The following is a 21,212-nucleotide window of genomic DNA, read 5'->3' as shown; positions in this document are numbered from 1 at the left end:
TCGGCCTCCTCGCCGGAACGTCGCGTTCCGGCGTCCCGGCGCGCCATGACCACCGCGTGAACAGCCGTTTCCGCCACGACAACCAGGAGCGATCACACCGTGCCCAGCTCGTCCCTCCGCCCGCAGCGGCCTCCGATCACGCTGATCGGCCGTCTCGCCGACGCGATCGGGGCGACCGTGCACGGCGGTGGCGGCGGTTCGGTGACGGAGCTCTCGGTGACCGGCGTCGAGCTGCGGGCCCAGGACGTTCTGCCCGGGGACCTGTTCGCGGCTCTGCCGGGTGCACGACACCACGGAGCGCGATTCGCCGCCGACGCCGTCGCGCGGGGCGCGGTCGCGGTCCTCACCGATCCGGAGGGCGCGGACCTCGTCGCGACCACGACGGCGGGTTCCGACGTCGTGGTGCTGGTGCACTCGAATCCACGGTCGGTGCTCGGCTCGGTCTCGGCGACGGTCTACGGCGATCCGTCGGCGTCCATGACCGTCGTCGGCATCACCGGCACGTCCGGCAAGACCACCACGTCGTATCTGGTCGAGGCGGCGCTGCGCGCGGGCGGCCGCACCCCGGGCCTGATCGGCACCGTGGAGACCCGGATCGGTGACACTCCGGTGCCCTCGGCACTGACGACGCCCGAGGCGCCGCATCTGCACGCCCTGTTCGCGGCGATGCTCGAGCAGGGATGCGACAGCGTCGTCATGGAGGTCTCGTCGCACGCGTTGTCGCTGGGCCGCGTGGACGGCACCCGCTTCGCCGTCGGGGCGTTCACGAACCTCTCGCAGGACCACCTCGACTTCCACCACACCTTCGAGGAGTACTTCGCGGCCAAGGCGCGCCTGTTCGCCGCCGACTCCGACGTCCACGCGGCCGAGTCGGTCGTCTGCGTCGACGACGAGTGGGGGCGTCGGATGTCCGACATCGCGGCCGCGTCCGGCCCCGTGACCACCGTGTCCACCGGCGGGGAGACCGACGGTGCGTCGGCCGTCGCCCGCGACTGGCAGGTGCGGGCCGACGGCACGCAGACCTTCCGGGCCGTGCTGGGGGATCACGACGTGGCGGCGACGCTGCGCCTGCCGGGCCGGTACAACGTCGCCAACGCTCTCGTGGCCGCCGCCGTGGCCGTGCGCGTCGGCGTCGATCCACAGGTCGCGATGGACGCCATGGCCACCGTGGACGTACCCGGGCGCATGCAGCGAGTCGACCGCGGCCAACCGTTCCTCGCCCTGGTCGACTACGCCCACAAACCCGCCGCCCTCGAGGTGGCGCTGGCCACCCTGCGTCGGCAGAGCACGGGCCGCATCGCCGTCGTCGTCGGCGCCGGCGGGGATCGGGACACGGAGAAACGCCCGCTGATGGGTGCCGTGAGCGCTGCCGCGGCCGACCTGGTGGTGATCACCGACGACAATCCGCGGTCCGAGGATCCGGCTCTGATCCGCGCGGCCGTCCGGACCGGCGCGATGGGCGTCGCCGACGACGTGCGTGGGGAGGTCGTCGAGATCTCGCCGCGCGCCGACGCCGTCGCGTACGCGGTGCGCTGGGCGCGTCCGGGTGACGTCGTCTTGGTGGCGGGCAAGGGCCACGAAGTGGGTCAGAAGGTCGGTGACGTCGTGCATCCGTTCGACGATCGCGAGGCGCTGGCCCGGGCCATCGACGGACTGGCCACCGTCGGACCGTCCATCGACGAACGCGGGGAGGACCAGAGGTCATGAGAGCACTGTCGATCGGGGAGATCGCGGAGATCGTCGGAGGGACCCTGCACGACGTGCCGGATCCGGACGTCCGGGTCACGGGCACGGTGGAGTTCGACTCCCGCAAGGTCACGCCGGGCGGAGTGTTCCTCGCCCTTCCGGGCGAGCGGGTGGACGGGCACGATCACGCTGCCGACGCCGTCGCGGCCGGCGCGGTCGTGGTGTTGGCGACGCGGCCGGTGGGGGTGCCCGCCGTCGTGGTCGAGCCGACCCCGCGCCCGGACCTGCCCGCGTACGACCCGGCCGGAGCGGGTCCCGCCGTCCTGACGGCACTCGCCGCGCTGGCGTCCGCGTCGGTGACCGGATTGATCGACGACGGGCTGACGGTCGTCGGTATCACCGGGTCGTCGGGCAAGACGTCGACGAAGGACCTGATCCGTGCGGTCCTCGAACGGGCGGGCACCGTGGTCGCACCGCCGGGGTCGTTCAACAACGAGCTGGGGCACCCGTGGACCGTGCTGCGCGCGGACGAGACCACCCGATTCCTGGTTCTGGAGCTCTCGGCTCGTGGTCGCGGGCACATCGCCCAGTTGGCGCGGATCGCGCCGCCGCGCATCGGCGTCGAGCTCAACGTGGGCACGGCGCATCTGGGGGAGTTCGGGTCGCGGGAGAACATCGCGGAGGCGAAGTCCGAGCTGGTCCAGGCCCTGCCCGCCGCCGCCGCGGGCGGAGTGGCCGTCCTCAACGCCGACGACCGGCTGGTGGCGGCGATGGCCGAGAAGACCGCCGCACGCGTCGTCTCCTACGGCCACGGGGGCAGCGCGGACGTGCGCGCGACGGACGTCGTCCCCGACGCGGAAGCGCGCGCGTCGTTCACGCTGCACACGGCGTCCGGATCCGCGCCGGTCGCGTTGCAGGTGCACGGCGAACATCAGGTCTCGAACGCCCTGTCGGCCGCGGCCGTCGGACTCGAGTGCGGGATGGCCGTCGACGACATCGCGGCCGCGCTGGGCGACGCCCGCGCCGCCTCGGAGCGGCGCATGGACGTGCGCACGCGCCCGGACGGGGTGACCGTGATCAACGATTCCTACAACGCCAACCCCGATTCGGTGCGCGCCGCCCTCAAGGCACTGGTCACCATGGCTCGCGCCGACCGGAGCAGCGCACGGCGATCCTGGGCGGTTCTCGGCGAGATGGCCGAGTTGGGCGAGGACTCCGTGATCGAACACGACCGGATCGGCCGACTGGCCGTGCGGTTGGCCGTGGACAAGCTGGTGGTCGTGGGGACCGGACGTCCCTCGCACGGCATGCACCAGGGCGCGGTCATGGAAGGGTCGTGGGGCGACGAGTCGGTGCTGGTTCCCGATGCCGAGGCTGCCGTCGCGCTGCTGCGCGAGCAGGTGGCTCCGGGTGATCTGGTGTTGGTCAAGGCATCGCAGTCGGTGCGACTGTGGACCGTCGCGGAGGCGGTCCTCGCGGAGCAGGGGGAGAACCGGTGAGGCAGATTCTGTTCGCGGGAGGCATCGCGCTGGCGGTGGCGATCCTGCTGACGCCGGTCCTCATCAAGGCGTTCTCGCGCCAGGGGTTCGGCCAGGAGATCCGCGTCGAGGGCCCGGCCAGTCACCAGTCCAAGCGCGGCACCCCGACCATGGGCGGCGTCGCGATCCTCGCCGGTCTGTGGGCGGGCTACTGGGGTTCGCACCTGATCGGCATCGCGTACGAAGCCGACGGACCGTCGGTGTCGGCGCTGTTGGTGCTGGGACTGACCACCGTCCTCGGTGTGGTGGGCTTCCTCGACGACTTCATCAAGATTCGCAAGCAGCGCAACCTGGGGCTGAACAAGACGGCCAAGCTGGTGGGCCAGCTGTTCGCGGCCGTCATCTTCGGCATCCTCGCGCTCCAGTTCAACGGTGCGGGAGGTCTGACCCCCGGCAGCGTGCAACTGAGCTACGTCCGGGACATCGCCACGGTCTCCATGGGCGGCATCGTCTTCATTCTGTTCTGCTACCTGCTGGTCAGCGCGTGGTCCAACGCGGTGAACCTCACCGACGGTCTCGACGGGCTCGCGGCGGGCTCGATGACTTTGGTGCTCGGCGCGTACACGGTCATCACGTTCTGGCAGTACCGCCAGTCCTGCACCACCGAGCCGCGGCCGGGATGTTACGACGTTCGCGACCCGCTCGATCTGGCCTTGATCTGCGCGGCGGCGGCCGGCGCCTGCATCGGCTTCCTGTGGTGGAACGCCGCGCCCGCGAAGATCTTCATGGGTGACACCGGATCGTTGGCCCTCGGCGGCCTGCTCGCCGGTCTCTCCATCGTGACCCGCACCGAACTGCTCATGGTGGTGATCGGCGCGCTGTTCGTCGCCGAGGCGGCCTCGGTGGTCATCCAGGTGGCGGTGTTCCGGTCCAGTCGACGCCGCGTGTTCCGCATGGCGCCGTTCCACCATCACTTCGAACTGGGGGGATGGGCGGAGACGACGGTCATCATTCGGTTCTGGTTGCTGGCGGCCATCTCGTCGGCCGTCGGTCTGGCGCTGTTCTACAGCGAATACCTCGCCGCGGTCGGAGACTGATCGTGGCCGGTGCAGCCGACCACGGGGCCGGTGCGAACAGTGAGGCGGTCACCGACCCTCGCGACCTGAGTGGTCGGCGTGTCCTCGTCGCGGGCGGCCGGGTGTCGGGGCGTGCTCTGCTCCCGACGCTCGACGCGCTGGGCGCGCAGGTCACGGTGGCGGATTCCGACGAGGCGGCCCTGGCCGCGTGCGCGGATCTCGGGGCGGACACGGTGTCCATGGACCGGATCGCCCCGGACCGGGCGGCCGTCGCCGAGTTCGCCCTGGTGATCACGAGTCCCGGGTTCCGGCCCGATGCGCCGCTGCTGACCACCGCCCTCACCGTGGGCGTGCCGGTGTGGGGCGACATCGAGTTCTCCTGGCGCGTCGACCGCGCCGAGGTACACGGTCCGGCCCGCACCTGGCTCGTGGTCACCGGAACCAACGGCAAGACCACCACCACGTCGATGCTCGCGTCGATTCTCGAGGCGAGCGGCCGACCGTCGCAGGCGTGCGGGAACATCGGCGTCCCCGTCCTCGACGCCCTGCGGTCGGAGTCACCGCGGGCCGAGGTCCTCGCCGTCGAACTGTCGTCCTTCCAGCTGTTCTGGGCGCCGTCCGTGCGGCCCGCGGCCGGGGTGGTCCTCAACATCGCCGCCGACCATCTCGACTGGCACGGCGGTATGGACGCCTACGTGGAGGCCAAGCTGCAGGCCCTGCGCGGGGACGTCGCCGTCGTCGGTCTCGACGACGCGGTGGCGTCGTCGTTGCGGTCGCGGGCGACGGCGCCGCGGACGGTGGGGTTCACGGCCGGGCGACCGTCCGCGGGCGATCTCGGGGTCGAGGACGGCATGCTGGTCGATCGCGCGTTCGGCGACGGCGTGCCGCTGGTGTCGTCGGCGGAGATCGAGCCGCCGGGCCCGGCCGGTCTGCAGGACGCCCTGGCCGCCTCGGCGCTCGCTCGCGCGGCGGGCGTGGACGCGGATTCCGTCGCACGCGGGCTGGCGGCGTTCCGCGTGGGGCCGCACCGCGCGGCGACAGTGCGTGAGCTCGGTGGGGTGCGGTTCGTCGACGATTCGAAGGCGACCAATCCGCACGCGGCGCGATCGTCGATCCTCGCGCACGAGCGGGTCGTGTGGCTCGCCGGCGGGCTGCTCAAGGGCGCCGAGGTGGACGACTTGGTGGCGGAGGTGCGGTCTCGACTGGCGGCAGCCGTGGTGTTCGGCCGGGACGGCGAGGCCATCGCGGCCGCGCTGGGGCGACACGCGCCGGATGTCCCCGTGGTTCACGTGCCGCCGGGGGACGATGCCTCTGTGGCCGATGAGACGGATGTGACCAACGGGGATCAGGTGATGACGCTGGCCGTGCGCGCCGCCGCCCACCGCGCCGAGCCCGGAACCACCGTGTTGCTGGCCCCGTCGACGGCCTCCTTCGACCAATTCCGTGACTACGGCCACCGCGGGGACAGCTTCACCGCCGCCGTCGCCGACCTCACGGAGGCGGATCTGGGCACCGGCACCCGGCCGGGGAACGCGGGATGAGCAGCCCGAAGGCATCCCGCTCCCGCTGGTCCGTGCGCCCACCCCGCGCCGTCGACACCTGGATGGACCGGCCGCTCGCGTCGTTCCACCTCGTCGTGACCGTGGCGGCCATGCTGACGACGCTCGGTGTGGTCATGGTCCTGTCCGCGTCGTCGGTCGAGGCCTACGCCGAGGACGGCTCGGCCTACACGATGTTCACCCGCCAGGTCATCTTCGCGGTCGTCGGAGTCGTGGCGTTCGTGGTCGCTCTGCGGCTGCCCATCCGCGTCATTCGGGCATGGTCGTTCCCGCTGTTCGTGATCTCGGTCGTGCTGCTGGTCCTGGTGCTGATCCCGGGGATCGGCACGGTGGCACAGGGCACTCGCGGATGGTTCATGATCGGCGGCGTCGGTCTGCAGCCGTCCGAGATCGCCAAGGTGACGTTCGCGGTGTGGGGTGCCCACCTGCTGGCGTCGCGTCGCGCCGAGCGCGCCGATCTCAAGGGTCTTCTGATCCCGTTGGTTCCCGCCGCGATGGTGATCTTCGCTCTCATCGTTCTGCAGCCCGACCTCGGCACGACGGTGGCTCTCGGCATCATCCTCATGGCGCTGCTGTGGTTCGCGGGTCTACCGCTCAAGTGGTTCGTCTCCATCGTCGGCGGTCTGGCAGTGGCGGGCGGCGTGCTGGCCATGACCGCCGGCTACCGCTCCGCGCGCATCGCCCAGTGGCTCGATCCCGGCAGCGATCCGCAGGGCGCCGGCTACCAGTCGCGTCAGGCGCTCTACTCCCTCGCCGACGGTGGCGTGTTCGGCCTCGGACTCGGCCAGAGCCGGGCCAAGTGGAGCTATCTCCCCAACGCCCACAACGACTTCATCTTCGCCATCATCGGCGAGGAACTCGGACTCGTCGGCTGCGTGGCCGTCATCGGCCTGTTCGGTCTGCTCGTCTTCACGGGCCTGCGCATCGCCGCGCGGGTGCCGGATCCGTTCATGAAGATCCTCGTGGCCACCTTCACCGTGTGGATCCTGGCGCAGGCCGCCATCAACATCGGATACGTCATCGGGCTGTTGCCGGTCACCGGTCTCCAGCTGCCGCTCGTGTCCGCCGGCGGAACCTCGACGGCCATCACCCTGCTGGTGCTGGGACTGCTGGCCAACATCTCCCGGCACGAGCCCGAAGCGGTCGCCGCCCTCGCCTCCGGCCACGACGGCAAGGTCGGGCGGCTGCTCCGGTTGCCCGTCCCGCAGCCGTACTCCCCGGTCGAGGCGCAGCGCGCGCGGCTGCAGGGACGGGGTGCCGCGGGTCCGGTCCGTGCGCCCGCCCGAGCGGCAGACCGGCCCCGGACTGCACCCCGAGGCGCCGCGGGTCAGCCGCGCGCCACGGCCCAGCACCCGCGGGCGGCGGCACCGCAACCACGGGCGGCAGCCGCCCAGCCACGGGCAGCAGCCGCCCAGCCACGCGGTGCCCGACGCGCGCAGCCGGACGCGGCGTCCGGCCGCCGCACCGCCGTGCCCCACGACCCGAGATCACCGGAACGGAGACGTCGCCGATGACGCGCCCTGCCCCCGTGTCCGTCGTCGTCGCCGGAGGCGGCACGGCAGGCCACGTCGAACCGGCGCTCGCGGTCGCCGACGCCCTGCGCGAGCTCGATCCCGCCGTTCGCGTCACGGCGCTCGGAACCGAGCGCGGTCTCGAGACCACGTTGGTGCCGGACCGCGGCTACCCGTTGGAGTTGATCCCGCCGGTGCCGTTGCCGCGCCGGCTGTCCCGGCCGCTGCTGGCGCTGCCCGCGAACGTCGTCCGCTCGGTGCGCGCGACGCGCGCCGTGCTGACGCGGGTGGAGGCCGACGTGGTCGTCGGCTTCGGCGGGTACGTGGCGCTGCCCGCGTATCTCGCTGCGCGTGGACGGGTTCCGGTCATCGTCCACGAGGCCAACGCGAGTGCCGGCGTCGCCAACAAGGTGGGCGCCCGCGTCGCCGACCGCGTGCTCGCCGCCGTCGCGAACTCCGGCGTCCACGCCCGCGGCCGATCGGACGCCGAGGTGATCGGCATTCCGGTGCGCCCCACCATCACCGACCTCGACCGCGCCGCCGTCCGCGCCGAGGCGCGGGCGCACTTCGGCCTGCCCGCCGACGGGCCCGTGCTGCTGGTGTTCGGGGGATCCCAGGGGGCCCGGTCGTTGAACGAGGCGGTGTCCGGAGCCGCCCCCGCGCTCGCCGCGGCCGGAGTGTCGGTGCTGCACGCGCACGGTCCCAAGAACACGCTCGACGTCGCCTCCACCCCCGACGCCCCGTACGTCGCCGTGCCGTATCTGACCCGGATGGATCTCGCGTACGCCGCGGCCGACGTCGCCCTGTGTCGGTCCGGGGCGATGACGGTGGCGGAGGTCTCGGCCGTCGGATTGCCGGCCTTCTACGTACCCTTGCCCCATGGCAACGGCGAGCAGGAACTCAACGCCCGCCCCGTCGCGGACGCGGGCGGCGGCGTCGTGATCGCGGACGCCGACCTCACGTCGGACGCGGTGGCCTCCCGCGTCGTCCCGCTCGTCACCGATCCGGACGCGGTCCGACGCATGGGGGCCGCGGCCGCCGGCGCCGGACATCGCGGCGCGGCCACCGAGGTGGCCCGCATCGTGCTCGAGACCGCTCGGCGGCACCAGCAGCAGAAGTCGCACTCGTGAACCAGGAGAACCCGCTCGTGTCCACCCCGCCCGGAACCCCGTCCCCGGCCTCGACGGAAGGCCCCCCGGCGGGTCTTCCGGAAGAACTGTCGCGTGTGCACATGGTGGGCATCGGAGGCGCGGGCATGTCCGGCATCGCCCGCATCCTGCTCTCGCGCGGCGGTGCGGTGTCCGGCTCGGACGCGAAGGAGAGTCGCGGCGTCAAGGCGCTGCGGGCCCGTGGTGCTCGGGTGCGCATCGGTCACGACGCGTCGGCGCTGGACATGCTGGACGGTGGACCGACCGCGGTGGTGACCACGCACGCGGCGATTCCGAAGACCAATCCCGAATTGGTGGCGGCGGGGGAGCGGGGCATTCCGGTGCTGCTGCGTCCGGCCGTGCTCGCACGCCTGATGACCGGGTTCCGCACGGTCCTGGTCTCCGGGACACACGGCAAGACGTCCACGACGTCGATGCTGGTCGTGGCGCTGCAGCACTGCGGTGCCGACCCGTCCTTCGCCGTGGGCGGCGAGCTGAACGAGGCCGGGACCAACTCGCACCACGGCACGGGTGACGTCTTCGTCGCCGAGGCGGACGAGAGCGACGGCTCCCTGCTGCAGTACGACCCCGACCTGGTGGTGGTCACCAACGTCGAGGCCGACCACCTCGACTACTTCGGCAGCGAGGACGCCTACACGCAGGTGTTCGACGATTTCGTCGCACGGCTCCGGCCGGGCGGTTCGCTGGTGGTGTGCACGGACGATCCGGGTTCGCTCGACCTGGCGCGTCGCGTCGCGTCACGGGCCCCGGACGGCGTGCGCCTGCTGAGTTACGGCGCCGACGACGTCCGGATCGACGGTGTGGAGACCGGAGCACGGTTGCTCGGATGGAAGCCCGAGGACACGGGCGGGGTCGTCCACTTCCGGCTCGCGGGCGAGGACCGCGACCGCACGGTGCGTCTGGGCGTACCCGGGCGGCACATGGCGCTCAACGCCATGGGTGCGGTGGTCGCGGCGATCGAGCTCGGCGCGGCTCCGGACACGGTCGTCGAGGGACTGGCGGGGTTCGCCGGGGTGCATCGGCGCTTCCAGCTGCGGGGACGCGAGCGTGGAGTGCGGGTGTTCGACGACTACGCCCACCACCCGACGGAGGTGCGGGCGGTGCTCGGCGCGGCGGCCGATCTGGTGCGTACCGCCGATCCCGACCGTCCGGGCCGGGTGCTCGTGGTCTTTCAGCCCCACCTCTACTCGCGCACCGTCACGTTCGCCGAGGAGTTCGCGTCCGCGCTCGACCTGGCCGACGAGGTGATGGTGCTCGACGTGTACGGCGCACGGGAGGAGCCGGTTCCCGGCGTGAGCGGTGCGACGGTAGCGCGCTCGGTCACCAAGCCGGTCCACTACCAGCCCGACCTGTCGGCGGTCCCGCGTCAGGTCGCACACCTCGTGGGCGCCGGCGACGTCGTGGTCACCATGGGCGCCGGTGACGTGACCATGCTGGGGTCGCAGATTCTCGACGCGCTCCGCTCGACGCTGCCGCGGCGCTGATCGTGCGGTCCCGGAACGGCTCTCGGCCCGGGTGCGCTCGGTGACGAACGCACGCGGGGGTCGGCGCCCGGCCGCACCGCGACGGGTCGGTGCGCAGCGCGGCGCGGCGTCGGGACAGGCGTCGCGTTCGTCGGCGTCCTCGTCCGCCCGCCGCGACCGGACCGCCACACGGACCCGGCCCACTCGCGAACCGCGGATCGGTCGACGCGGGCGGATCGCCCTCGTGGCCGCTGTGCTGGCCTCGGCGGTGTTCCTCGGGGTGTCCTGGTTCGGGCCGATCTGGGCCGTCGACACCATCGACGTGACCGGGAACGCGGCGGTGGATCGCACGGAGATCGTGACCACGCTGGCGGTCGCCGAGGGCACCCCACTGCCGCGGGTGGACACGGACGCGGCGGCGACGAGGGTGGCCGGCATTCCGAAGGTGGCGTCGGTCCGCGTCCAGCGGGTCTATCCGTCGACCGTGCGGGTCACCGTGCAGGAACGGGTGCCGGTGGTGTTCTTCGACGCGCCGGACGGCACGCATCTGATGGACGAGAACGGCGTCGACTTCGCCGTCGAGCCGCCCCCGCCGGGAGTCGTGCGACTCGTGGCGGCGAGTCCGTCCTACGGCAACCTCGAGACCAGGGCCGCACTGGACGTCCTGGCGGTGTTGCCGCCGCCGCTGCGCGCGCAGGTCACGCAGATCGACGCGCCGACGATCTCGAACGTCTCGCTCACCCTCGTCGACGGTCGCGTCGTGGTGTGGGGGAGCAGCGAGGACGGCGAGTACAAGGCGTCGATCGCGTTGCCGCTGCTCACGCAACCCGGGCAGACCTACGACGTCTCGAGTCCGGACCTGCCGACGATCCGGTGAGGTGTCACGGATCCATCCGGAATTCTCCGTATTTCTCGGCGCGCCACGGCGCGCCTCCCGGACGCCGGGAGGGGTGGTCTCTACCGTTTTCCCGGTCGGACTACTTGACATAACTATAACCCTATGGTTCAGGTTGAGGGTTTCGACCCGACAGTTCGACGACACACACCAACCACGGAAGGCGAGAGCCCATGACGCCCCCGCACAACTACCTCGCCGTAATCAAGGTCGTCGGCATCGGCGGCGGCGGCGTCAACGCGGTCAACCGCATGATCGAACAGGGACTCAAGGGAGTCGAGTTCATCGCGGTCAACACCGACGCGCAGGCGCTGCTCATGTCCGACGCCGACGTCAAGCTCGACGTCGGCCGCGAACTCACCCGCGGCCTCGGCGCCGGGGCCGACCCCGAGGTCGGTCGCAAGGCCGCCGAGGACCACAAGGACGAGATCGAAGAGGTGCTCAAGGGCGCCGACATGGTCTTCGTCACCGCCGGTGAGGGCGGCGGCACCGGCACCGGCGGCGCGCCCGTCGTGGCCAGCATCGCCCGCAAGCTCGGCGCTCTCACGGTCGGCGTCGTCACCCGTCCGTTCTCCTTCGAGGGCAAGCGGCGCGGGGGACAGGCGGACACCGGCATCCAGTCGCTCCGCGAGTCCTGCGACACCCTGATCGTCATCCCCAACGATCGGCTGCTCCAGCTCGGCGACGCGGCGGTCAGTCTCATGGACGCGTTCCGCTCCGCCGACGAGGTGCTGCTCAACGGTGTCCAGGGCATCACCGACCTCATCACCACCCCCGGTCTGATCAACGTCGACTTCGCCGACGTCAAGGGCGTCATGTCCGGCGCCGGCAGCGCCCTGATGGGCATCGGGTCGTCGCGGGGCGAGGGTCGGGCCATCAAGGCCGCCGAGGCCGCGATCAACTCCCCGCTGCTCGAGGCCTCGATGGAAGGCGCGCGCGGCGTGCTGCTCTCCATCGCGGGCGGATCCGATCTGGGTCTCTTCGAGATCAACGAGGCCGCCTCGCTGGTGCAGGAAGCAGCCCACATCGACGCCAACATCATCTTCGGCACCGTCATCGACGATTCGCTCGGTGACGAGGTCCGGGTCACCGTGATCGCGGCCGGTTTCGACGGCAGCGGGCCCGCCCGTCGACCCGTCGAGGCCGCGCCCGGTCAGACCCGCGCCGCGACCGTCGGCTCGGGCCGGGCCGGCGACCTCCACGCCGAGGACGACGGACCCGCCGTCTTCCGCGACGCACCCGCCAAGTCGACGCTGCCGCCGATCGGCGAGCGTGCCGCCCGGGCGACGGGTCACCCGGTGCGCGTGTCCGACGACGAGGGCGACGACGACGTGGACGTCCCCTCCTTCATGCGTCGGTGAGCACCCCCGGCCGACCGACCGGCTACCGCGTCCGGCGCGTGACCACGTCACGCGCCGGAGGCGTGTCCAAGCCTCCCTACGACGCGTTCAATCTCGGCGACCACGTCGGCGACAGCCCGGCGGACGTCGCGGCGAACCGGCGGCGGCTGGCGGACAAGATCGGTCTGAGCCCGGATCGGCTCGTCTTCATGGACCAGATCCACGGACGCACCGTCACGGTGGTCGACGGATCGGTCCGAGGCACCGTCCCGGCGACCGACGCGCTGGTGACCACCGAACGCGACCTCGCGCTGGTGGTGCTCGCTGCCGATTGCGTGCCGGTCCTGCTCTCCGACGACGCGGCGGGGGTGATCGCCGCGGTGCACGCCGGCCGGATCGGCGCCCGGATCGGCATCGTTCCCCGCGTTCTCGACGCCATGGTGGCGGCGGGCGCGTCGCTGTCCCGCATCGAGGGATTCCTCGGGCCGGCCGCGGGCGGCGAGGACTACGAGGTCCCGGCGGCCATGCAACGTGACGTGGAAGCTCACCTCCCCGGCAGCGCGACGCGCACCCGCAAGGGCACGCCCGGCCTCGACATCCGGGCGGGTCTGCGCCGCCAGTTGCTCGAGGCGGGCATCGCCGGGGTCGCGGTCGATCCGCGCGAGACCATCACCGACCGCTCGCTGTTCAGCCACCGCCGCGGTGCGCCGACCGGCCGACACGCGGGTGTCGTCTGGATGGACACGACGGAGGGCGGACGATGACGGGCGGTGAAGGCGGCACCGGAGGTGACGCACGGCGCGCGTACCTCGCCGAGCATCTCGACGCGGTCCGGTCCCGGCTCGCCGACGCCTGCCGCGCCGCCGGGCGGGGTGTGGACGATGTGACCTTGTTACCCGTCACGAAGTTCTTCCCGGCGTCGGACGTCGCGATCCTCCGCGACCTCGGCTGCCGCGAGTTCGGCGAATCGCGCGAGCAGGACGCGGCACCCAAGGTGACCGCACTGCGCGAGGCGCCCGGCGACGACGTCCGGTGGCACATGATCGGGCACGTGCAGCGGAACAAGGCTCGCGCCGTCGCCCAGTGGGCGCACGTCGTGCATTCCGTGGACAGCCTGCGGCTCGTCGACGCGCTCCGGCGCGGGGTCGAGCGCGCAGGCGACGACGGCGCTCGGACCGACGATCTCGCGGTGTACGTCCAGGTGAGTCTGGACGGTGACACGCACCGCGGCGGCGTGGATCGCGCCGAGCTGGATGCGGTGGCGGATGCCGTCGCGGAGTCGTCGGGATTGCAGCTGGCGGGCCTGATGGCGGTGCCGCCGCTGGAGTCCGACGCGGACGCCGCGTTCGCCGACCTCGCGGGCCTCCACCAGCGACTTCTCCGATCGCACCCGACGGCGACCGGGCTGTCGGCGGGCATGACCGGAGACCTCGAGGACGCGGTTCGACACGGCTCGACGTGTGTGCGTGTCGGAACCGCGATCCTGGGTCCCCGGCCCGTAACCTCGCCTTGACAGCATGAACCACAGGAACCTCGAGATTCACGCCAGTCACACAGGACGCACCGGCTCCGCCCGCGTTCTCGCCCCACCCCGCATCACCACGCCAAGGAAGGTCGACCGATGAGCACGCTCCACAAAGTCAAGGCTTACTTCGGCATGGTTCCACTCGACGAGTACGAGGACGACTACCTCGACGACACCGACGCCCCCGTGGGTCGGTCCTCGCGCGGTGGCTATGCGCGGTCGATGGACGACGAGTACGACGACGAGCCCGCCTACGTCGGCGCGCGTCGCGGCGACGACGACTACGAGCCGGCCGGACGGGACGACTACGCCGCGGCTGCCCCGCGTCGATCCGCCCACGTCGCGCCGCTGTCCGCCCGTGGCGGCGGCCGGGCGACCACGCTGCGTTCCACCGGACCGTCCACCCGCGGCGCCCTGGCGATGGACACGCGGCCCGAGCCGCGCCCGGAGCCGCGCCGTTCCGTGTCCGTCGACGACGGGGGTCCCGTGTCCACCATCACCACTCTGCGTCCGCGGGACTACGGCGAGGCGCGCACCATCGGCGAGCGGTTCCGTGACGGCACGCCCGTCATCATGGACCTCGTCGAGATGAGCAACGCCGACGCGAAGCGACTCGTCGACTTCGCCGCGGGCCTGGCGTTCGCGCTGCGTGGCTCGTTCGACAAGGTGGCCACGAAGGTGTTCCTCCTCTCGCCGGCCGACGTGGACGTCTCCGCCGAGGAGCGTCGTCGCATCGCCGAGAACGGCTTCTACAACCAGCAGTGACCCGGCGGCGAGCGGTGCCGGCCGCGCCCTCGGGCCCGCCGGTGCCGGCGCTGCTGGCACAGTGGAGTGGTGGACGAGTCGAATGATCGGGACGTGATCGTGCTGTCGGGAAGTGTCTCCGCGAGCGATGCAGGGTCGGTGAGCTGAGTGTTCGCCGTGCTCTACTTCGTGTTGTTCCTGTTCTGGCTGCTGCTCATCGGCCGGGTGGTGGTCGAGTTCATCCGGTCCTTCGCCCGTGACTGGCACCCCACCGGTGTCATGGTGGTGATTCTCGAGGCGATCTTCACCGTGACGGATCCGCCCGTGAAGTTCCTCCGCCGCATCATCCCGCCGTTGAACCTGGGCGGGGTGCGTCTGGACCTGTCCATCATGGTGTTGCTGTTCATCGTGTTCATCTTGATGCGTGTGGTGCAGAGCGTCGGGTGATCCTGCGCGTCGGGTGTGACAGAATGATCCGTCAGGGCACACCGGCGCCTCGTCGTGGTGCACAACAACCGAATGTCCGCCGAGCGATGATCGCACCGATCGTTCGCTGGGAAACTGTCCGTACCGTGACGCCGCGTCCAGCCCGGTCGCGAGTCGCTGTCGCAGGCGACACCCGTCGCTCGCGACCGAACTGTCCGCGTAGTCGCTAGTCGATGCTCCACCGCTCTCGAGACGCGTGAAGGGATCCTTCCATGCCGCTGACTCCCGCCGATGTGCACAACGTCGCGTTCAGCAAGCCGCCCATCGGTAAGCGCGGTTACAACGAGGACGAGGTCGATGCCTTCCTCGACCTCGTCGAGCAGGAGCTCTCGCGCCTGATCGAGGAGAACGCCGACCTGCGTCAGCGCGTCGGTGAGCTCGATCAGGAGCTGGCCGACGCCAAGTCGTCGTCCTCGCGTCAGAGCGCACCCGCTGCCGCTCCCGCTGCCGCTCCCGCCGCTGCTCCCGCCCCGGCCCCGGCGCCGCGTCCCGAGCCGCCCAAGCCGGCCCCCGTGGTGCAGGCTCCGGCGCCCGCCGCCGCACCGGCCGCCGCCGCGCAGGGTGGGGGCGACTCCAACATGCAGGCCGCCAAGATCCTCGGCCTCGCACAGGAGATGGCCGACCGCCTCACCGGTGACGCCAAGACCGAGTCCGAGCAGCTGCTCGGCTCCGCTCGCGCGAACTCCGATCGTCTGGTCAGCGAGGCGCAGAGCCGCGCCGAGTCGCTGGTGTCCGAGGCTCGTCAGAAGGCCGACGCGCTGCTCGCGGATGCGCAGACGCGGTCGGAGACCCAGCTGCGTCAGGCCAAGGAGAAGGCCGACGCCCTCGAGAGCGATGCCGAGCGCAAGCACACCGAGATCATGGCGACCATCAACCAGCAGCGGTCCGTGCTCGAGGAGCGCATCGAGCGTCTCAAGACGTTCGAGCGCGAGTACCGCGTCCGCCTGAAGTCCTACCTGGAGTCCCAGCTGCAGGAGCTCGATCAGCGCTCCTCCGCGCTGCCGGTCGACAGTGGCCAGGATCCCTTCACCAAGGACAACGGTCAGGGTTCCTACGGCCAGTCGTCCTACGCCAAGGGCAACAACTAGCGGTGACCACCTCACCGGTCTCGTCGGCCGGTGAGGTTCGGGGGGAGGAAACCGGCCGGGTGAGATCGTGCTCGTTCTGACGCTGGTGGCTGCCGGCGTGGGCTTCGCCTTGCTGGTCGTCTCTCTGATCACGGGGTCGGTGGTGTGGGCCTGGGCCTGCATCGCCGTCTGCCTCGGCGGCGCGATTCTGTTGCTCGTCGGTCTGCTGTCCGGTCGGCGGACGACACCTCGTCGTCGACGGCGGTAGACTCCCCTCGACCCGACCACCGGGTCACTGCACAACCCACTGTCACAGACGATTCAGTGTCACCAGCGACGATCCGGCCATCACCGGGGAGCTGTCCGGAAGAACGGTGTCGCCCGGCAGGATCACCCGGCGGGGACGCTCAGTAGAACCGGACGGGACGAGCCCGTCACAGCTCGACCGAGAGAGGGTCGCCGCCCCGCGCGGCGACCAAGCGGGGTGGTACCGCGGCTCCGGCGCCAGGCGCGTCCGGGAGTTCGTCCCCGTGCCGTGACGACGCAGGCACAGGAGTACCCGCCATGAGCACCGACCAGTCCCGCCCCGGCTACCCTCGCGTGGCCTACGAGACCGGCGACGGCAGCGTGCAGTTCCCGCACCTCGAGCAGCAGGTCCTCGCGCGCTGGGAGGCCGACGGCACCTTCCGCGCATCCGTCGACGCGCGCGCCGACGCCGACGAGTACGTCTTCTACGACGGCCCGCCGTTCGCCAACGGCCTCCCGCACTACGGCCACCTGCTGACCGGGTACGTCAAGGATCTGGTTCCGCGTTTCCAGACGATGCGCGGCAGGAAGGTCGAACGCCGCTTCGGCTGGGACTGCCACGGCCTGCCCGCCGAACTCGAGGCGGAGAAGCAGCTCGGCATCACCGACAAGAGCCAGATCGACGCGATGGGACTCGCGGAGTTCAACGCGTACTGCAAGCAGTCGGTGCTGCGCTACACCGGCGAGTGGCGGGACTACGTCACCCGTCAGGCGCGGTGGGTGGACTTCGACAACGACTACAAGACGCTCGATCTCGACTTCATGGAGTCGGTCATGTGGGCGTTCCGGGAGCTCTACGACAAGGGACTGATCTACCAGGGCTTCCGCGTGTTGCCGTACAGCTGGTACGAGCAGACACCGTTGTCGAATCAGGAGACGCGGCTCGACGACGCCTACAAGATGCGTCAGGATCCGGCCGTCACCGTGCGCATGACCCTGTCCGCGCCCGGCTCGCCGCTGGACGGTGCCGACGCGTTGATCTGGACGACGACGCCCTGGACCGTGCCGTCGAACCTCGCGACCGCCGTGCGGCCGGACATCGAGTACGTCCAGATCGAGGACGGCGAGAGCGGCCGCGTCGTGCTGGCCAAGGACCGGCTGGTGCACTACGCGCGGGAGTTCGGCGAGTCGCCCACCGTGGTGTCCGAACACACCGGAGCCGACCTGATCGGTCTCGCGTACACGCCGCCGTTCGACTTCTTCCGCGGGCACCCGAATGCGCATCGGGTGTTGTCCGCGGACTACGTGACCACCGACTCGGGCACCGGAATCGTCCACCTCGCACCGGCTTTCGGTGAGGAGGACATGGACGTCGCGACGGCCAACGGCATCGAGGTGGTGCAACCGCTCGACGCCGGCGGCAAGTTCACCGCGATGGTGCCGCCGTACGAGGGCCTGATGATCTTCGACGCCAACCCGGTGATCATCAAGGACCTCAAGGCCGCCGGGAAGCTCGTGCGCCACGAGACCATCGAGCACTCGTATCCGCACAGCTGGCGGTCCGGCCAGCCGCTGATCTACATGGCCGTGCCGTCGTGGTTCGTCTCGGTGACGCGCTTCCGCGACCGGATGGTGGAGCTGAACCAGGACATCACCTGGGTGCCCGAGCACATCCGCGACGGACAGTTCGGCAAGTGGCTCGAGGGTGCCCGCGACTGGAACATCAGCCGGAACCGGTACTGGGGCAGCCCGATCCCGGTGTGGGTGTCCGACGATCCCGCCTACCCGCGGACGGACGTCTACGGCAGCCTCGATCAGCTCGAGGCGGACTTCGGGGTGCGTCCCACGGATCTGCACCGGCCGTTCGTCGACGAGTTGACTCGTCCCAACCCGGACGACCCCACGGGGCGCTCCACCATGCGCCGCGTCCCCGAGGTCCTGGACTGCTGGTTCGAGTCGGGATCGATGCCGTTCGCCCAGGTGCACTACCCGTTCGAGAACAAGGACTGGTTCGACGGGACGGGTGGTCGGTCGGGCCACAACCCGGGCGATTTCATCGTCGAGTACAACGGGCAGACCCGCGGGTGGTTCTACACCCTGCACGTGTTGGCGACGGCGCTGTTCGATCGTCCGGCGTTCCGCACGGTCGCGGCGCACGGCATCGTGCTGGGCGAGGACGGGCTCAAGATGAGCAAGTCCAAGGGCAACTATCCCGACGTCAACGAGGTGTTCGACCGCGACGGCTCCGACGCCATGCGGTGGTTCCTCATGTCGTCGCCGATCCTGCGCGGCGGCAACCTGGTGGTCACCGAACAGGGCATCCGCGAGGGCGTGCGTCAGGCGTTGCTGCCGATGTGGAACGCGTGGAGCTTCCTGCAGCTCTACGCCTCGACGCCGGGAACGTGGCGGACCGACTCCACCCACGTGCTCGATCGATACGTCCTGGCCAAGCTCGCCGAGAGCACGCGGGTCATCACCGACGCGCTGGAGGCCGTGGACATCGCGGGTGCCTGCGACGAGCTGCGCCTGTTCTGCGACGCCCTCACCAACTGGTACGTGCGCCGCTCCCGGCAACGATTCTGGGACGAGGACGCCGACGCGATCGACACCCTGCACACCGTGCTGGAGGTGCTCACGCGCGTCGCCGCCCCGATGCTGCCGCTGATCAGCGAGGTGATCTGGCGTGGGCTGACCGGTGGTCGGTCCGTGCATCTCGCCGACTGGCCCGCCGCGGGTGAGCTGCCCGCGGACCCGGAGCTGGTGGCGTCCATGGACGAGGTGCGGTCGGTGTGCGGCGCGGCGCTGTCGCTGCGCAAGGCGCAGAACCTGCGCGTGCGCCTGCCGCTGCCGGAACTCACCGTGGCCGCCGAGGACGCGGACCGGCTCGCGCCGTTCGCGGACCTGATCGCCGACGAGGTCAACGTCAAGCACGTGGCGCTCACCGAGAACGTCGACGCCCACGGCCGGTTCGAGTTGGTGGTCAACGCCCGCGTGGCGGGGCCGCGTCTGGGCAAGGCCGTCCAGGGGGTCATCAAGGCCGTCAAGGCGGGCCGATGGGCAGACACCGACGGCGCCGTGACGGTGACCGTCGACGACGGAACCGACGTGGCGCTCCTCCCCGAGGAGTACACGCGGCGCCTGGTCGCCGCCGAGCCGGATTCGACGGCTGCCCTGCCGGGCAACGGCGGTCTGGTGGTCCTGGACTCCGCCGTGACCGAGGACCTCGAGGCCGAGGGGTGGGCCAAGGACCGCATCCGCGAGTTCCAGGACGCTCGTCGGTCGGCGGGCTTCGAGGTCAGCGATCGGATCGTGGTCCGCGTCGACGTGCCGTCCGCGCGGCGGCCGTGGTTCGACGCTCACCGCGACCTCATCGCGGGCGAGATCCTCGCCGTGGACCTCGCGGTCGACGATCCGGGTGCGGACGCGGTGGAGCTCGGAGACGGCGTGCGCGCGTCGCTGGCGAAGGCCTGATTCCGACGGTCGGGGTATGACCGGCGGCCCGCCTGCAGACCGGACTGCGCTCGGCAGCTCGTCGGCCGAGCGCAGTCGGCGGTGGGTGCTCCACCTCGACATGGACGCGTTCTTCGCGTCCGCCGAGCAGCTGACTCGGCCGACCCTGAGAGGCCGTCCGGTGCTCGTCGGCGGGTCGGGTGGCCGTGGGGTGGTGGCCGGTGCGAGCTACGAGGCGCGCGTGTTCGGGGCGCGGTCGGCCATGCCCATGCATCAGGCCCGGCGGCTCGTCGGGGCGGGTGCCGTGGTCGTGCCCCCACGCGGCTCGGTGTACTCGGTCCTGTCCGCCTCGGTGTTCGACGCCGTGCGGACCGTGGTGCCCGTCATCGAACAGCTCTCGCTCGACGAGGCGTTCGGGGAGCCGGCCGAGCTGGCCGGCGCAACGGCTGCCGAGGTGGACGCATTCTGTCGCCGCCTGCGCGACGTCGTGCGCGACGCGTCGGGACTGATCGCCTCGATCGGTGCCGGGTCGGGCAAGCAGGTGGCCAAGATCGCGTCGGGGTTGGCCAAGCCGAACGGCATCACCGTGGTCCCGCCCGACGAGCAGGCGGCCCTGTTCGCGACGCTGCCCGTCCGCAAGCTCTGGGGCATCGGGCCCGTCGCCGAGGACAAACTGCGCCGACTGGGAGTGCTCACGGTCGGCGCGTTCGCGGCACTGCCGGAGGCGGAGGCGGCGTCCGTGCTCGGGTCGACCGTCGGACCCGGTCTGCACCGGCTGGCCCGCGGCATCGACGACCGGCCCGTCGCCGAACGGGCGGAGGCGAAACAGGTCAGCGCGGAGACGACCTTCGCCACCGACATCGTCGACCTGGACGGTCTGCGCGCCGCCATCGCGGCGAGTGCGGAGGCGGCGCACGCACGTCTGCTGAAGGACGGGCGCGCCGCCCGCACGGTGGTGCTCAAGCTCCGCAAGTCCGACATGAGCATCGTCACCCGGTCGGCGACCCTGCCTTACGCGACGGCCGATCTGGCGACCATCGTCGCCACCGCCCGTCGGCAGGCCCTCGACCCCCGTGACCTCGGCAGCATTCGCCTGGTGGGGGTGGGCCTGGCCGGACTGTCGGCGGTCCGGCAGGAATCGTTGTTCCCCGAACTCGATCAGGACGGCGCGGTCACCACCAGCGACGTCACCCGTCCGGAAGCGGCCATCACCGCGGGGGAGACGCTGGTGTGGCGACCGGGTCTGGACGTGCGGCACGACGATTTCGGGCACGGGTGGGTCCAGGGCGCGGCGCTCGGCCCCGGCCCCGGTGTGGTGACGGTGCGCTTCGAGACGCGCAGCACCGGCCCCGGGGTGGCCCGGACCTTCGCCGGCGACGACGCACACCTGACGGTCGCCGACCCCCTCGACAGTCTGCAGTGACGACACCTCCGGACTCGTGGTGCGCCACGAGCTTTACCGTTTCCTCAGAACCGGTCGGTAAGGTCGTCCTCCGACGCTCGACCGAATGTCCAGA

17 protein-coding genes are annotated in these 21,212 nt (G+C 71.2%); all 17 read left to right on the top strand.

Annotated features, from left to right (window positions below; genetic code table 11):
• The first annotated feature begins 99 nt into the window (after positions 1-99).
• The 17 genes from RC2_RS10690 to RC2_RS10610 all read left to right on the top strand — a co-directional run bounded on the left by RC2_RS10690 (position 100) and on the right by RC2_RS10610 (position 21,118).
• Positions 100-1,707: a UDP-N-acetylmuramoyl-L-alanyl-D-glutamate--2,6-diaminopimelate ligase gene (locus tag RC2_RS10690; protein WP_068146623.1), complete on the top strand. Its 1,608-nt coding sequence runs from the start codon at positions 100-102 to the stop codon at positions 1,705-1,707.
• Positions 1,704-3,185, top strand: coding sequence for a UDP-N-acetylmuramoyl-tripeptide--D-alanyl-D-alanine ligase (locus tag RC2_RS10685; protein ID WP_068146622.1), 1,482 nt, complete (start codon positions 1,704-1,706; stop codon positions 3,183-3,185). Before RC2_RS10690 ends, RC2_RS10685 begins: the two co-directional genes overlap by 4 nt.
• Positions 3,182-4,261 (top strand): phospho-N-acetylmuramoyl-pentapeptide-transferase, encoded by a 1,080-nt coding sequence (gene mraY, locus RC2_RS10680; protein ID WP_068146621.1) that lies wholly within the window; start codon positions 3,182-3,184, stop codon positions 4,259-4,261. Before RC2_RS10685 ends, mraY begins: the two co-directional genes overlap by 4 nt.
• 65 nt (positions 4,262-4,326) lie before the next feature.
• Positions 4,327-5,781 carry a UDP-N-acetylmuramoyl-L-alanine--D-glutamate ligase gene (murD, locus tag RC2_RS10675; protein WP_068147130.1) on the top strand — a complete coding sequence of 485 codons (1,455 nt, stop codon included), beginning with the start codon at positions 4,327-4,329 and terminating at the stop codon, positions 5,779-5,781.
• Positions 5,778-7,313 carry a putative lipid II flippase FtsW gene (gene ftsW / locus RC2_RS10670; protein WP_068146618.1) on the top strand — a complete coding sequence of 512 codons (1,536 nt, stop codon included), beginning with the start codon at positions 5,778-5,780 and terminating at the stop codon, positions 7,311-7,313. Before murD ends, ftsW begins: the two co-directional genes overlap by 4 nt.
• Entirely contained in the window at positions 7,310-8,440 is a 1,131-nt protein-coding gene (gene murG / locus RC2_RS10665) for an undecaprenyldiphospho-muramoylpentapeptide beta-N-acetylglucosaminyltransferase (RefSeq protein ID WP_068146615.1), read from the top strand. The genes ftsW and murG overlap by 4 nt, the downstream gene beginning before the upstream one ends.
• 101 nt (positions 8,441-8,541) lie before the next feature.
• The gene (murC, locus tag RC2_RS10660; RefSeq protein ID WP_068147124.1) at positions 8,542-9,963 is read left to right on the top strand and encodes a UDP-N-acetylmuramate--L-alanine ligase; all 1,422 of its coding nucleotides are present in this window, start codon (positions 8,542-8,544) and stop codon (positions 9,961-9,963) included.
• A 223-nt stretch (positions 9,964-10,186) separates the two neighbouring features.
• Positions 10,187-10,819: a cell division protein FtsQ/DivIB gene (locus RC2_RS10655; RefSeq protein WP_245811070.1), complete on the top strand. Its 633-nt coding sequence runs from the start codon at positions 10,187-10,189 to the stop codon at positions 10,817-10,819.
• A 191-nt stretch (positions 10,820-11,010) separates the two neighbouring features.
• Positions 11,011-12,198, top strand: coding sequence for a cell division protein FtsZ (gene ftsZ, locus RC2_RS10650; RefSeq protein WP_068146612.1), 1,188 nt, complete (start codon positions 11,011-11,013; stop codon positions 12,196-12,198).
• Positions 12,195-12,941: a peptidoglycan editing factor PgeF gene (pgeF, locus tag RC2_RS10645; RefSeq protein WP_068146609.1), complete on the top strand. Its 747-nt coding sequence runs from the start codon at positions 12,195-12,197 to the stop codon at positions 12,939-12,941. The genes ftsZ and pgeF overlap by 4 nt, the downstream gene beginning before the upstream one ends.
• Positions 12,938-13,690, top strand: a complete 753-nt coding sequence (locus RC2_RS10640) for a YggS family pyridoxal phosphate-dependent enzyme (RefSeq protein ID WP_068146608.1) — start codon at positions 12,938-12,940, stop codon at positions 13,688-13,690. The genes pgeF and RC2_RS10640 overlap by 4 nt, the downstream gene beginning before the upstream one ends.
• A 108-nt stretch (positions 13,691-13,798) precedes the next feature.
• On the top strand, positions 13,799-14,467 hold the full coding sequence (locus tag RC2_RS10635; RefSeq protein ID WP_068146605.1) for a cell division protein SepF: 669 nt from the start codon (positions 13,799-13,801) through the stop codon (positions 14,465-14,467).
• Between the two features lie 147 nt (positions 14,468-14,614).
• Positions 14,615-14,893, top strand: coding sequence for a YggT family protein (locus tag RC2_RS10630; RefSeq protein ID WP_068100448.1), 279 nt, complete (start codon positions 14,615-14,617; stop codon positions 14,891-14,893).
• 251 nt (positions 14,894-15,144) lie between these two features.
• On the top strand, positions 15,145-16,020 hold the full coding sequence (wag31, locus tag RC2_RS10625; protein ID WP_068146602.1) for a DivIVA-like cell division protein Wag31: 876 nt from the start codon (positions 15,145-15,147) through the stop codon (positions 16,018-16,020).
• 67 nt (positions 16,021-16,087) lie between these two features.
• On the top strand, positions 16,088-16,267 hold the full coding sequence (locus RC2_RS10620) for a hypothetical protein (RefSeq protein WP_068146599.1): 180 nt from the start codon (positions 16,088-16,090) through the stop codon (positions 16,265-16,267).
• 296 nt (positions 16,268-16,563) lie between these two features.
• Complete coding sequence (ileS, locus tag RC2_RS10615; RefSeq protein WP_068146596.1) at positions 16,564-19,716, top strand: isoleucine--tRNA ligase; 3,153 nt, start codon at positions 16,564-16,566, stop codon at positions 19,714-19,716.
• Positions 19,717-19,732: 16 nt separating this feature from the next.
• Entirely contained in the window at positions 19,733-21,118 is a 1,386-nt protein-coding gene (locus RC2_RS10610) for a DNA polymerase IV (RefSeq protein WP_072681382.1), read from the top strand.
• Positions 21,119-21,212 lie beyond the last annotated feature (94 nt).

It is taken from the genome of Rhodococcoides corynebacterioides NBRC 14404 (assembly GCF_001894765.1).
Taxonomy (GTDB): Bacteria; Actinomycetota; Actinomycetes; order Mycobacteriales; family Mycobacteriaceae; genus Rhodococcoides; species Rhodococcoides corynebacterioides.
This window is presented reverse-complemented; position numbering and strand designations above follow the sequence as displayed.